At 39.7% G+C, this 13,167-nt stretch carries 13 protein-coding genes; 6 read left to right on the top strand and 7 right to left on the bottom strand.

Annotated features, from left to right (window positions below):
• Positions 1 to 121: 121 nt before the first annotated feature.
• Complete coding sequence (gene psaK / locus H6G44_RS05385; protein WP_190387028.1) at positions 122 to 373, bottom strand: photosystem I reaction center subunit PsaK; 252 nt, start codon at positions 371 to 373, stop codon at positions 122 to 124.
• Positions 374 to 499: 126 nt separating this feature from the next.
• Here psaK and H6G44_RS05380 point away from each other — a divergent pair, with 126 nt between their 5' ends.
• Positions 500 to 1,132, top strand: coding sequence for a phosphoribosylanthranilate isomerase (locus H6G44_RS05380; protein ID WP_190387027.1), 633 nt, complete (start codon positions 500 to 502; stop codon positions 1,130 to 1,132).
• A 61-nt stretch (positions 1,133 to 1,193) separates the two neighbouring features.
• On the opposite strand, the gene folE is transcribed toward H6G44_RS05380, so the two are convergent.
• The 5 genes from folE to H6G44_RS05355 form a co-directional block, all read right to left on the bottom strand.
• Positions 1,194 to 1,901 carry a GTP cyclohydrolase I FolE gene (gene folE / locus H6G44_RS05375; protein ID WP_190387026.1) on the bottom strand — a complete coding sequence of 236 codons (708 nt, stop codon included), beginning with the start codon at positions 1,899 to 1,901 and terminating at the stop codon, positions 1,194 to 1,196.
• Between the two features lie 93 nt (positions 1,902 to 1,994).
• Positions 1,995 to 2,720, bottom strand: coding sequence for an SDR family oxidoreductase (locus H6G44_RS05370; RefSeq protein WP_190387025.1), 726 nt, complete (start codon positions 2,718 to 2,720; stop codon positions 1,995 to 1,997).
• A 156-nt stretch (positions 2,721 to 2,876) separates the two neighbouring features.
• The gene (locus H6G44_RS05365) at positions 2,877 to 3,857 is read right to left on the bottom strand and encodes an acetyl-CoA carboxylase carboxyltransferase subunit alpha (protein ID WP_190387024.1); all 981 of its coding nucleotides are present in this window, start codon (positions 3,855 to 3,857) and stop codon (positions 2,877 to 2,879) included.
• Positions 3,858 to 4,050: 193 nt separating this feature from the next.
• The gene (locus H6G44_RS05360) at positions 4,051 to 5,070 is read right to left on the bottom strand and encodes a long-chain acyl-[acyl-carrier-protein] reductase (protein WP_190386256.1); all 1,020 of its coding nucleotides are present in this window, start codon (positions 5,068 to 5,070) and stop codon (positions 4,051 to 4,053) included.
• 197 nt (positions 5,071 to 5,267) lie between these two features.
• Positions 5,268 to 5,966 carry an aldehyde oxygenase (deformylating) gene (locus tag H6G44_RS05355; RefSeq protein WP_190386257.1) on the bottom strand — a complete coding sequence of 233 codons (699 nt, stop codon included), beginning with the start codon at positions 5,964 to 5,966 and terminating at the stop codon, positions 5,268 to 5,270.
• 760 nt (positions 5,967 to 6,726) lie between these two features.
• Here H6G44_RS05355 and H6G44_RS05350 point away from each other — a divergent pair.
• Positions 6,727 to 7,017, top strand: coding sequence for a 4a-hydroxytetrahydrobiopterin dehydratase (locus H6G44_RS05350; protein ID WP_190386258.1), 291 nt, complete (start codon positions 6,727 to 6,729; stop codon positions 7,015 to 7,017).
• Between the two features lie 116 nt (positions 7,018 to 7,133).
• On the opposite strand, the gene H6G44_RS05345 is transcribed toward H6G44_RS05350, so the two are convergent.
• Positions 7,134 to 8,165, bottom strand: a complete 1,032-nt coding sequence (locus H6G44_RS05345) for a hypothetical protein (protein ID WP_190386259.1) — start codon at positions 8,163 to 8,165, stop codon at positions 7,134 to 7,136.
• A 181-nt stretch (positions 8,166 to 8,346) separates the two neighbouring features.
• On the opposite strand from H6G44_RS05345, the gene folD reads away from it, so the two are divergent.
• From folD to H6G44_RS05325, 4 genes are all read left to right on the top strand, one after another.
• Positions 8,347 to 9,225, top strand: a complete 879-nt coding sequence (folD, locus tag H6G44_RS05340; protein WP_190386260.1) for a bifunctional methylenetetrahydrofolate dehydrogenase/methenyltetrahydrofolate cyclohydrolase FolD — start codon at positions 8,347 to 8,349, stop codon at positions 9,223 to 9,225.
• A 235-nt stretch (positions 9,226 to 9,460) separates the two neighbouring features.
• Positions 9,461 to 10,399: a geranylgeranyl diphosphate synthase CrtE gene (crtE, locus tag H6G44_RS05335; RefSeq protein ID WP_190386261.1), complete on the top strand. Its 939-nt coding sequence runs from the start codon at positions 9,461 to 9,463 to the stop codon at positions 10,397 to 10,399.
• 101 nt (positions 10,400 to 10,500) lie between these two features.
• Positions 10,501 to 10,962: a divergent PAP2 family protein gene (locus tag H6G44_RS05330; RefSeq protein WP_190386262.1), complete on the top strand. Its 462-nt coding sequence runs from the start codon at positions 10,501 to 10,503 to the stop codon at positions 10,960 to 10,962.
• Positions 10,963 to 11,063: 101 nt separating this feature from the next.
• Positions 11,064 to 13,163: a RecQ family ATP-dependent DNA helicase gene (locus H6G44_RS05325; protein ID WP_190386263.1), complete on the top strand. Its 2,100-nt coding sequence runs from the start codon at positions 11,064 to 11,066 to the stop codon at positions 13,161 to 13,163.
• The last annotated feature ends 4 nt before the right edge of the window (positions 13,164 to 13,167 follow it).

Genomic DNA, 13,167 nt, shown 5'->3' with positions numbered 1-13,167 from the left:
AAATTTGATAACCACAATTTACTTAAACTTTGTGATGCGGGCATCTTGCCCGCTAGAATTATACAAACTAAATGCGGTACAGCCTATCACCTATCGCTGCTGACAAAAAGATTAATCCAACTTACAAACGACCAATGTTAGTTAGTCCTAAGACAATACCAATACCAATTACATGACCAAAAGCCATTGCCCCAATGAATCCTGGCACACTTACAGGTAATATAGGCATCCCTGGTCCGACCTTAGCAGATTTTAGTGCAAAAGTGAATAAAAGTACAACTACGCTGCTGGCGCTGATAATGATGCCGACTGTAGGACTCCACACTGGTGTAACAGGAACGGACGCTGCGGCTAATAAGATTGATGACATCAAAGTGTGTTCTCCTGAACGAAAAAATGAATATAGTCCTAACGGATTATAAAATTACCCAGGACAAAGCAAAAGTTTTTAATTTGAATTAAGATACTTTTGTGATTATTTGTAACTTTTCAGATAGAAATGCGGGTTAAAATTTGCGGTATTACTCAACCACAGCAATCTCTAGCTATAGCTTCCCTGGGTGCAACGGCGCTAGGATTTATCTGTGTTCCTAGCTCCCCTCGCTACGTTACCATAGCTCAAATTCAGGCGGCGATAGCGCCACTTTCCCAAAATATTGATAAAATCGGCGTTTTTGCTAATACTACCATTGCAGAAATTAGTCAAATAGTCACAAAATCCGGTTTAACTGGTATCCAATTACATGGAGAGGAAACACCAGAATTTTGCCAGCAATTACGTCAATCCCTACCCCAAGTAGAAATTATCAAAGCTATCCGAGTCCGCAGTTTAGAGCATCTACAAACCACCACCAATTACACTGATTATGTAGATACCCTACTACTTGATGCCTATCATCCCCAACAGCTAGGAGGAACAGGGCAAACCTTAAATTGGCATAAGTTAAATCAGGAATTTAGCCCTAGTCTTCCTTGGTTTTTAGCCGGAGGACTCACAGCAGATAATATTTTAACTGCACTTAGTCACATTAAACCGAGTGGCATTGACCTATCCAGCGGTGTCGAACACTCACCAGGTAACAAAGACCTACACAAAGTAGCCCTATTATTTCAAAAACTAGATACTAGATAATAGATAATTGGGGAAAATCAAATTACCTGTTCTTCCCACCTGCCTTCTAGGAAATTCCCAATTAATAAAATGACGCTTGGTGACGAATCAAGTTGAAAAATTCTTCACGGGTTTTGTGTTCTTCTTGGAATATGCCTACCATTGAACTAGTAACTGTCCAAGAACCAGGTTTTTGAACTCCACGCATGACCATGCACATATGACTGGCTTCCATGACGACAGCAACCCCTCTCGGTTCAAGAACGGTTTGCAGTGCTTCAGCAATTTGTCGAGTCAGTCTTTCTTGGACTTGCAATCTACGAGAATACATTTCGACAATTCGCGCCAGTTTACTTAATCCTACCACTTTTTGATTGGGAATATAAGCAACGTGAGCCCTACCCATAAATGGCAGCATATGATGTTCACACAAACTAAAGAAGTTAATATCTCTAACTAGCACCATTTCATCATGTCCTTCATCAAAAATCGCACCATTGATGAGGTCTTCTAGAGATTCATTGTAGCCACTAGTAAGGAATTTCATCGCCTTAGCTACTCGTTTGGGTGTTTTTAGGAGTCCTTCTCGTTCTGGATCTTCTCCTACTCCTATGATCATTGTTCGCACCGCTGCCATCATCTCATTCATTGTTTCCTCAGATGGTGGATTTATTATTGGTTCTCTACCATCATGGGTATTGCGGTCTGGTCGGACATTGATAGCTTCTGCTAAGTTGGTAATTAAAGGTGATTGAGGGTTGTTAGAAACGTTTGAACCAGCGATAGTCATGATTGAATGTTAGTATTGTCAGTTGTTAGTTATCAGTCAGTTGTCAGTCAGTGTTAATTAATTATCCATTGAGATAAATAACAAAATCACTAATTAGAGAACACCAGCATTGGACATAATGGTTAATTCTTGAATTACTGCGTCTTGTGGTAATAAGACAGCGTGCAGAATTGTTGCAGCCACAATTTCTGGAGTTAACATTCGGGAACGATCAAAGTTAGCATGGACTTTGGGGGTATCCCAAATTTCAGTATTAACAGAACCTGGGCAAATAGCAATCACACGAATACCGTTAGCACGTTCTTCTTGTGCAAGAGTTTGGGATAGGGAAACAAGTCCCGCTTTACTAACACAGTAAGCACCCCAACCAGGAAAAGCCTGTTTAGCCGCTATAGAAGCAATGTTAATAATTGTACCTTCTCCTTGTTGACGCATTCCCGGCAAAATTCCCATCATGCACTGAAAAACGCTGGTAAGGTTTAAATTAATTACTTCTTGCCAGTCTTCTAAGGGCGTTTCACTCAGATTGCCTGTATATGCAATACCAGCATTATTGATGAGAATATCTATATTGCCAAATTCATCAGATATCCCTTGAATTTTGGATTTCACTTGGCTAACTTCTGCCAAATCCATACAGAAAGCTTCAGCTTCTACCCCTAACTCCTGTGCAGCTTTAGCTACAGATTCTAATTTATCCTGGGAACGACTGACTAAGGCTACATCTATACCGGCCTTTGCAAAGGCTAAAGCTGTTGCTTTTCCAATTCCAGTACTGGCCCCGGTGATCAAGGCTCGTCTTTTTTTCTCAAAATTCATGATATTTTTCAGTTTTTGGCAATCCTGTCAGCCAACGGATGCTCATAAAATTAAGTAAATACAAATGCCCGTAGCTGAGAAGATGATTAATAATCTTTAAGCAGCCACAGGCAATTATAGCATTACTCTAATTTTATGGGCTTGTCTGAAGTATTTTTAGTGAGCAAGTTCTGTGAAAACGCCAATATTACGGAATTTATCATAACGGAGTTGACGACGTTCCGCTGGGGTCATACGGTTCAGTTCGTCTAAGTTTTCTAACAAAGCTTGTTTCAAATTGGTAGCTGCTGTTAAGGGGTCAGAATGGGCACCACCCAAGGGTTCAGGGAGAATTTGATCAATTATTCCCAAATTTTTCAGATCATGGGAAATGATTTTCAAAGCTACGGCAGCTTGGGGCGATTTACTAGCATCTTTCCACAAAATTGCCGCACAGGCTTCCGGGGTAGCTACGGTATAAACTGAGTGTTCAAACATCATTAAGCGATCGCCTACACCAATACCTAAAGCCCCACCAGATCCACCTTCACCAATAACTGTACAAATAATTGGTACATCAAAGCAGAACATTTCCCGCAGATTATAGGCGATCGCTTCTCCTTGTCCCTGGTGTTCGGCTTCTATGCCCGCCCAAGCCCCAGGAGTATCAATAAAGGTCAAAATTGGCATACTAAACTTATTGGCGTGTTCCATGAGGCGTAGAGCCTTACGGTAGCCACCAGGAGCAGCCATACCAAAGTTACGAGCGACGTTATCTTTGGTATCCCGGCCTTTTTGATGTCCTAACATCATCACAGGTTGTCCAGCTATCCGACCCACACCACCCACTAAAGCGGGATCATCTCCGCCACAGCGATCGCCATGCAACTCCATCCACTCATCACTGATAGACTGGATATAATCTAAGGTGCTAGGACGGCGAGGATGACGGGCTACCTGCAATCTTTGAGATGGTGTCAGACTACTAAATATCTCCTCCCGCAACTGCATAGCCCTTGCTTCTAGTTGGCGAATTTGTCCAGAAACATCAACACCATTCTCTTCAGCTAGTTGGCGAATTTGGTCAATTCGGTTCGCTAATTCTGCTAAGGGCTTTTCAAAATCTAATAGTAAGGGTTTGCGCTCAGTGGTTGCCATAATTATTTTAGTTGTCAGTTGTTGGTTGTCAGTTGTTGATTGTCAGTTGTTGGTTGTCAGTTGTATTCTCTTTCCTACTGACCAATGACCAATGACCAATGACCAATGACCAATGACCAATGACCAATGACCAATGACCAATGACCAATGACCAATGACCAATGACCAATGACCAATGACCAATGACCAATGACTAAACTAGCAATGGTCTAAAACCGTGTTTGATAGACACTCGACCAATTTGCTCCATTTTATCTACGGTAATCTGATTACGCCCCCAAGAAAAGTTTGTATATAACTTCTCAAATTCCAGTAGCATTGATTCAGCAAAACAAGCAAATAATTGGCGGCCTGGTACATCCATATTGACAATTTTCATAATTTTCCAGTCAATATCTAGGGAATGCTCCACAATGCCACCATTTAACACATATACCCCCGGATGTTGAATTTTTGTCCCTAAGTTTTTAGGATAACCACCATCAATCAAAAGACAGGGTTGCTTTAATGTTGTTGGGTCAATTTCTACCCCCTTGGGCATACTAGCCACCCATACTACTATATCCGCTTGGGGTAATGCTTCCTCCAATCCCATTATTTTACCCCGTCCTAGTTCTGCTTGTAGTTCTTGCAACCTTTCTTGATTTCTGGCAATTAATAGCAATTCTTGGACATCTGTTTTTTTATCTAGCCAGCGGGTTACTGCGCTACCAATATCCCCCGTCGCTCCACACACAGCCACCGTCGCTTTAGATAATTCAATTCCTAGTTGTTTAGATGCTGCTTCTACTTGCTTGCAAATAATGTAAGCTGTATGGGTATTACCTGTGGTGAATCGTTCAAACTCTAGATTAATATTACGGACCTGTTTAAACTGTTCTAAATTAAAGTTCTCAAATATAATTGAGGAAAATCCCCCCAAAGCTGTAATATCAATACCATGCTTTTGTGCATGAGCCATAGCGTTGAGGATTTTGCGGGTTGCGGCTTTAATTCGCCGATTAGCCAGCATTTCCGGCAAAAAGCAAGATTCTACATACTTTCCCTCTATTATCTGTCCGGTAATACTGGTGACAGTGATATGATCAACTATCTGCGGTGGAGCGCTACACCAAAAGTCTAGCCCTTGATCGGCATATTCTGGATATCCCAATTCTTGAGCTACGGATTGAGCGTGTTCTAAACTAGTCAGATGTCCAATTAAACCAAACATGGAGTGATATATTAGGCGTGTGCTGTTGTGCAAAGCTGTGTAATGATTAAGCAATACCAACTTGGGATTTAAGATTCTGGATTTGGGAAAAACCGCTAATTATCAATTGTACGCAGGATCAGTGTAGCCGTAAATTATACCACATATTTACTGATCTTGTCGGAGGGTAACAAAATTGTCACCCCCATAATTAATATTTACGCGGTTGCAAGTCCGTAAGCAGAAAGACGCATGATGTCACGGGTCGTGAAGCCAATGTTACTTAATGCTTCACCGTATTGAATCATAAAGTCTTCTACTAGAGCGTCTTTTTCCATGGCTAGAACTTTGGCATCATCTGTTACTTCATTCAGCATTTTCCAGACAATGGGCAGATTTTGACGGTTTGCTTGCTCTAATTCAGCCTTGGATTCTGTAAAGTTTTTTTGCAGCCACACCTCACCAAAGTTAAGATGACTGTATTCTTCTTTGACAACTCCTTCTGTAATTTTCTTGGCAAAGTCGTCAGCCACGGGAATATATATGTTATAGGCTGCGATCGCAAAACATTCAATAATTAAAGATTGAATTAGCAAACAAGTAACTATTTTACCTTCTGCTGCTGCGGTTTGGAAGTTTTTGTGCAATCCTGAGAAAAACTCCTTGGCAAATTCCAGATCTGGAGTTACTTTTAAATTCTTTCCACAGGCTTCAAATCCCTTTTTGTGGCGACTTTCCATTTTTGACAGGCGAATTAATTCCTCTGCTTGTGCCGGTAATAATTGAGATAATGTGATGTAATTTTCGTGGGCTTCTTGTTCCCCTTCAATGACAATGGCATTGATGCGGCTATAGGCATCTTTATATACTTCACTTTGAAAGTCAATTTTTTTAACTTCATCTACTATCTGCTGCATATTCCCTATCACTCCATTCATCCTATTTGATACAAAAACCGAACTTACCTGATAAAATTGGGGATAATTATCACTGTGATTTAATTTAACTTAACAAGGAACTATAGTGATTTAGATTAGTTTTTACTGATGTTCTAGTACCAGAAAAACAAATACATGAAGTCATAACCAATGTCCAAGCTAAATTGGAATCTCAAAAATGCCAATTTTTTGAGCCTGTTAGTGGTGCTAACAGGTGTATTTATTGTTTTCCTGACCTTTTGGAGGGTTAGGTAACAAAAGCAGCGATTTTCCCAAGTAATTGGACTTTAGCCAATTGTCGATCACTATGGAAAGAAGGTTTTTACTGGCCTTTGTTAATTGTACCCTAGTAGTGATCGCAGTTTAAATTAATTCAGATTTTATAGTCTTTCCCATCTCACCGTCGGTACGGAAATTAGGAATTAAACGCAAATAAACGCGGATAAATCCGCCCTTGAGCGAATTAGAAATTTACTAATTACAAAATTTACTAATTACAGTTTTGATACAATATAAATTGTAGATGATTCTTTATTTCCTGTCACCTATAGTTATTTATCGAACAGCCCCACCTCCTTCTGCTCAGGATTTTCTCTTGACGATGAAAGATTAAATTATAACTCAAAAATTGTTAAGTAGTATCTCTTCAGACTATACAATAATTTGGGGACGTGGATGAGAGATTAGATATTAAATTAGATATAATAGTTATTAATAAATCTCTGTGTAGGTTAGGAAAATGATAGCACAAAAATTGAGCGAAACTGAACTAACACTAGGCCTTAACAGTCTACCAGGATGGCAAATCAAAGATGGCAAATTGTACAAAGAATATAAATTTAACTCTTTTGCAACTGCCTTAGGTTGGATGGTTAGCGTTGGTGTTCACGCAGACAAAATGGGACATCACCCGGAATGGTTTAATGTTTACAACACCGTCCGAGTGAATCTTATTACCCACGATATAGGTAATGCTATCAGTAATTTAGATTTGGAATTGGCGAAAAAAATGGAAGAATTAGCATCTTAAAATCATAGCATCGGCAAATATAATATGGCTTTGTCACCCTAACTAAGTTCGCTTAATCAGAATGAAAAGAAAAGTTAATGATTTTGACTGTGTACACTAAGTTTCTAACCGCTAGTTTAACTCGCTTCTTGAATTTGTAGTCTAATTGTATGTTCTATCGCGCCACTTAGTTGTAATTCCATGATTTCACCACCGAGAGGTTCTATACAAGTGAGGAGCGATCGCAAATTGGGTGTACTTGCACCAGTATCTACATATAATCTATCCGCTAAATTGCCAATTTTTTTCCAAGTCATATACAATTTGGCAATAGTTTGTTCAATTTGAGACGCTTGATTTACTAAGTCAGCCGCGATACTTAAACAACCGACCCTTTGTGCTTCTTCTAATGCGGTTTCAATATCTACATCTTCCGCTATTAAGGCTTGTACCTGAGCAGCAGATTTGAGATATTTAGCTAATTGTCGGGCTTCTGAAGTCGCTTGTTTAACAGTATCAACGTCAGGATTGGCGGCTATATCCCTTTGTAATGCCTTTTGGTGCAATTCGGGCAGTTTTTCCATTTCCTTGACTAGAGGGGCGATATAGCGCGGTGGTAGGCTGTTATCTGCGGCTTTTTCCCTGACTTCTTCCGGTAATAAATCGGAAGACATGGCCGTCCATTCGTCGCTGAGTTGACGGACTTCTCTGCGGGTAATGCGATCGCCTTTTTGTGCAGCTTCACTAACCATCTGTTGTACTTCTGGTACAGCTTTGGCGGTTTCGACAAAAGCCCGTTTACTAAAGTTATTAACTGTGTCTGGGTCTAGTTTGCCGTCAGAAATCAGGGTATCAGCACTATTAGCCAATTGAATCCAACTGTAGGCCTGGGTTTTACTGATTTCGCGTTCTTTAAGCCATTTCAGAAAACCAGTACCGCGTCCATCTCCGCCTTTTTTTTCTCTGTCACGGATAGAACGTAAAATCCGGCCTCGCCAAATTTCTGTTTGCAAGTCAAAACGATCACATACCTGCCATGCTACATCAAGTTGTTGTAAAAAATCAGACTCAAGAATTTCTTCATCTTCTGGATCTGGTAGTTCAAAGTCTAAATCTGCTGGTTGTTGGAGTGCAGCAGCAATGTCATTCATGGAGTCGGTATCTTGCACGATAGATAAGTAGTTGGGGTATGCGATTTGTGCTTATATTCACATAACCTAATATTGATTATTCTGGAAATTGGTGAACAAAGCAAGTTAGTATTTTACTGCAAAAATTTAATTTTAGGGGGCTGGGAAAATGAGAAAATGAATAATCAAAAACTCTTCCTTGTTCCCTGTTCCCCTCTTTATGAATATACAAACTGCCAAAATACTAGATGGTAAGGCATTAGCCGATAAAATTCAAACAGAACTTAGTCAAACAATCACCGAATTACAAGGTAAAATTGGTCGACCACCTGGTTTAGCAGTATTAATGGTTGGGGATAACCCAGCTTCAGCCGCTTATGTCCGTAATAAAGAAAAATCCTGTGTTAAAGTGGGAATTACCTCTTTTGGTAAACACTTCCCCACCCAAATCAGTCAAACTGAATTGGAGGAAGTCATTGCTGAACTCAACGAAGATGAAAGGGTAGATGGGATTTTGGTACAATTACCCTTACCTAATCATTTAGAGGCCGTCAGTCTACTCCATCGAATTATACCGGATAAAGACGCTGATGGACTCCACCCTGTAAATTTAGGGCGACTGGTGCGGGGTGAAACAGGTCTACGTAGTTGTACCCCTGCTGGTGTCATGCGGTTGTTAGCAGAATATAAAATTCCTTTACAGGGTAAAAAAGCAGTGGTCGTAGGACGTAGTATTTTAGTAGGTAAACCCATGGCCTTGATGTTATTAGAGGCTAATGCTACAGTCACCATTGCTCATTCAAAATCTCAGGATTTACCAACTATTACTCAAGATGCTGATATCTTGATTGCTGCTACAGGTATTCCAGGAATGATTAGCGCCGATATGGTAAAACCGGGCGCGGTTGTGGTAGATGTAGGGATAAATCGAGTTACAGATAACAATGGCAAAAGTCGGTTAGTTGGTGATATTCAGTTTGAAGCGATCGCTAATGTAGTAGAATATATTACCCCTGTTCCCGGTGGTATCGGTCCAATGACGGTGGCTATGTTACTGCAAAATACTGTTTCTAGCTATTTACAAACAACAGGCAATTGAGAAATAATTTTTATGAATGCGGGAGGATTAAAAATTTTGGATTCTGGATTTTAGATTTATGTCCCGAATGAATTTGGGGGCTTCAAACTCCTTGAGATTTGAAACTTTGAATCTTTAAGCCGAAATTTAAAATCTAAAATTCGGTGAGTCTTTCCGCCCCAAACCCCCGTAAAATTGTTATACAGAATCGCAAACAACAGCCCCATATTCTCAACAGTTAAGAGGAATACAAAGCATGGTAGCAACGGATGAAAGATTAATAACCCCAAAAGAATCAGAGTCGGCTAGTTTTAACCTCGCTACCTATCTCAAAAAACGACAACAGCTTTGTGAACAGGCTTTGGATAATTCCATTACCGTCGTTTATCCAGAAAAGATTTATGAAGCCATGCGCTACTCTCTCTTAGCTGGAGGTAAACGAGTTCGCCCTATTCTCTGTCTCGCCACTGCTGACATGATTGGTGGCACAATAGAAATGGCCATGGCCACAGCTTGCGCCGTAGAAATGATCCATACCATGTCACTGATTCATGATGATTTACCCGCTATGGATAATGATGATTATCGTCGTGGTAAACTGACAAATCATAAAGTCTATGGCGAAGATGTAGCTATTTTGGCAGGTGATGGTTTATTGGCTTTAGCTTTTGAGTATGTAGCCGCCCAAACTCCCGAAAATGTACCTAAGGATAGGGTTCTACAAGTAATTATTCGTCTAGCTAAGGCCTTGGGCGCTGCTGGTTTAGTCGGTGGCCAAGTGGTAGATTTAGAATCGGAAGGTAAATCAGATATTTCCCTAGAAACTCTGAATTTTATTCATAATCATAAAACCGCAGCCTTGTTAGAAGCTTCGGTAGTTTGTGGAGGAATTATTGCTGGTGCATCTGCTCAAGATGTGCAAAAATTAACCCGTTATTCTCAAAATATTGGTCTCGCTTTCCAAATCATTGATGATATCCTAGATATCACTGCTACCCAAGAACAGTTAGGTAAAACCGCTGGTAAGGATCTGGCAGCTAAAAAAGTCACCTATCCTAGTTTGTGGGGAATTGAAGAATCTCGCGCTAAAGCTCAACAACTAGTTGCTGAGGCTTGTGCCGAATTAGAATTTTATGGGGAAAAGGCCATTCCTCTTCAAGCTCTCGCTCATTTTATCACCAGCCGCAATCACTAACCTCTATTTTGGATTTGCCCAATTTTGGATTTTGGCGGCTTGTACACTCGTTTTTCCTCCACACAACCACTACTCACACTTACTAACCTCACCAAAATACCATGCAGGACATAGGCGTAGGCGAAATTATTAACAACCGGGTGCTGTTGGTCGCGCTTGTAGCTTGTTTTGTGGCTCAAGGATTAAAGCTGATCGTTGAGTTAGTCAAACACCAAAAATTAGATGTGCGTGTCCTCGTCACGACCGGGGGTATGCCTAGCGCTCATTCAGCCCTAGTGACAGCCCTAGCAGACGGTGTAGGACAAACTTTAGGTTGGGCATCTCCAGAATTTGCTCTAGCTGCGGTTTTTGCTATTATTGTTATGTATGATGCTGCTGGTGTCCGTCAAGCTGCTGGTAAGCAAGCCCGGATACTTAATCAAATGATTGATGAATTATTTCATGAAAAACCGGACTTTTTTCAAGACCGTCTCAAGGAGTTATTGGGACATACACCAGTTCAAGTTATTGCTGGTTCAGTTCTGGGTGTAACTATTTCTTGGTTAGCTAGGGCAGCCTATTAGTCATTGGTAATTCCCCGGATTTCCCAGATGATCAACCTATTACAAATGGTGTTGGTTATGCTTTGTGATACAATAGTATGTCAAGTAGATACTCAGCATATATGACAACCATACTCAGAGAAAAAGCATTAGTCCTTCTGCGTCAGGCTTTGAATAACCCAAGCGCTGATTTTCGTGATGCACAATGGGAAGCTATAGAAGAATTACTACTGAACAAATCGCGGTTACTGGTTGTTCAACGCACAGGCTGGGGAAAAAGTCTAGTTTACTTTTTAGCAACTCGCTTATTAAGAGATCAAGGTGCTGGTTGTACTCTGTTAATTTCTCCTCTTTTAGCATTAATGCGAAATCAGATTGCAGCGGCCAAACGTATAGGGATAAGAGCAGAAACAATAAACTCCAGTAATACTGATGAATGGAGTCTTATCAACACAAAGTTATTAACAAATCAAGTAGATGTTTTATTAATTTCCCCAGAAAGATTAGCTAATGAAGATTTTTATAATAATATTCTTTTACCATTATCTCAAAAAATCGGGTTATTTGTAGTTGATGAAGCCCATTGTATTTCTGATTGGGGACATGATTTTCGTCCTGATTATCGCCGAATTGTTAGAGTTTTACAGGGACTACCTCCCAATATTCCTGTTTTGGCCACAACAGCTACAGCTAACAACCGAGTATTTGATGATATCAAAGCTCAATTGGGGCAGAAATTGCGTATTTCTAGAGGTGATTTAACTAGAAAAAGTTTGCGCTTACAAAACATTTATCTTCCTAGTCAAACTACAAGGTTAGCTTGGTTAGCACAGCACCTCCCTCAGTTACCTGGAAGTGGTATTATTTACGCATTAACTGTTAGAGATGCTCAAAGAGTTGCTGATTGGTTAAACACTCAAGGTATTAATGCAAAAGCCTATTTTGGCGAGTTAGATACTCAAGTTCGTATAGCATTAGAAGACGAATTACTGAATAATGAAATTAAAGCATTAGTCGCTACCACAGCTTTAGGAATGGGTTTTGATAAACCAGATTTAGGTTTTGTTATTCATTATCAAAGACCTGGTTCTGTTGTTCACTATTATCAGCAAGTAGGTAGAGCCGGTAGAGCAGTAGAAACAGCTTATGGTATTCTCTTGAGTGGTGATGAAGATGATCAAATTAATAATTACTTTATTAATACAGCATTTCCTCCAGAAATTCATACGCAACAAGTTTTAAATGAACTAGAAAAAGCTGTTGATGGTTTTTCTCTTCCTCAATTAGAACAACAACTCAATCTTTCCAGAGGACAAATTGATAAAGTTTTAAAAATTCTATCTCTGGAATCTCCTGCACCAGTAAGTAAACAAGGTTCAAAATGGTATGTCACAGCTATAAATTATCAATATAACAGGGAAAAAATTGAAGAGCTAACACAAATTCGCAGACGGGAACAAGAGCGAATGTTAGAATATATGAAAAGTCCACAATGTTTAATGGCTTTTTTAGCAACAGAATTAGATGATCCAAATCCACAAAAATGTGGTAGATGTACAGTTTGTGTAGGTACACGCTTATTACCAGAAAGTTTTACCAATGCACGACTAAATCAAGCAAATCTATTTTTACGTCGTAGTAATCAAATTCTCGAACCACGTAAACAATGGCCACCACAAGCATTATTAACTTATAAATTTTCGGGAAACATCAGAACTAATTTAAGAGCAGAAACAGGAAGAGCATTATCTTTATGGGGTGATGCAGGTTGGGGAGAATTAGTTAAAAAAGGAAAATATAGAGATAATCATTTTGATGATGAACTTGTACAAGCTACCTTTGAGATGATTCAAAATTGGAAACCTCAACCCTTTCCCACTTGGGTTACTTGTGTTCCTTCTTTAAATCGTCCAGAACTTGTACCTAACTTTGCCAAAAGACTAGCAGATAAATTAGGATTACCATTTAAACCAGTTGTCCGCAAAATTCGACACACTCAGTTACAAAAAAATATGAGCAATAGTTATCAACAAGCTCATAATTTAGATGGAGCTTTTTTAATTGAATCTTGGCAAGGAATGAGAGGTAATGTATTCTTAATTGATGATATGGTAGATTCCCGTTGGACTTTTACTGTAATTGCTGCACTTTTGCGTAATACTGGAAGTGGATTAGTTTATCCTCTAGCATTAGCTCTTAATTCATTGGGTCAAGAGGATTAGAAAA

Source organism: Aphanizomenon flos-aquae FACHB-1287 (assembly GCF_014698755.1).
Lineage (GTDB): Bacteria > Cyanobacteriota > Cyanobacteriia > Cyanobacteriales > Nostocaceae > Dolichospermum > Dolichospermum flosaquae.
Note: the sequence above shows the minus strand (reverse complement) of the source record. Positions and strands in the feature narration are given on the sequence as shown.

Excerpts from the sequence above, each read along its gene's own strand:
- H6G44_RS05380 (WP_190387027.1), top strand. The coding sequence starts at position 500 with ATGCGGGTTAAAATTTGCGGTATTACTCAACCACAGCAATCTCTAGCT.
- folE (WP_190387026.1), bottom strand. The coding sequence starts at position 1,901 with ATGACTATCGCTGGTTCAAACGTTTCTAACAACCCTCAATCACCTTTA.
- H6G44_RS05370 (WP_190387025.1), bottom strand. The coding sequence starts at position 2,720 with ATGAATTTTGAGAAAAAAAGACGAGCCTTGATCACCGGGGCCAGTACT.
- H6G44_RS05365 (WP_190387024.1), bottom strand. The coding sequence starts at position 3,857 with ATGGCAACCACTGAGCGCAAACCCTTACTATTAGATTTTGAAAAGCCC.
- H6G44_RS05360 (WP_190386256.1), bottom strand. The coding sequence starts at position 5,070 with ATGTTTGGTTTAATTGGACATCTGACTAGTTTAGAACACGCTCAATCC.
- H6G44_RS05355 (WP_190386257.1), bottom strand. The coding sequence starts at position 5,966 with ATGCAGCAGATAGTAGATGAAGTTAAAAAAATTGACTTTCAAAGTGAA.
- H6G44_RS05350 (WP_190386258.1), top strand. The coding sequence starts at position 6,727 with ATGATAGCACAAAAATTGAGCGAAACTGAACTAACACTAGGCCTTAAC.
- folD (WP_190386260.1), top strand. The coding sequence starts at position 8,347 with ATGAATATACAAACTGCCAAAATACTAGATGGTAAGGCATTAGCCGAT.
- crtE (WP_190386261.1), top strand. The coding sequence starts at position 9,461 with ATGGTAGCAACGGATGAAAGATTAATAACCCCAAAAGAATCAGAGTCG.
- H6G44_RS05330 (WP_190386262.1), top strand. The coding sequence starts at position 10,501 with ATGCAGGACATAGGCGTAGGCGAAATTATTAACAACCGGGTGCTGTTG.
- H6G44_RS05325 (WP_190386263.1), top strand. The coding sequence starts at position 11,064 with ATGACAACCATACTCAGAGAAAAAGCATTAGTCCTTCTGCGTCAGGCT.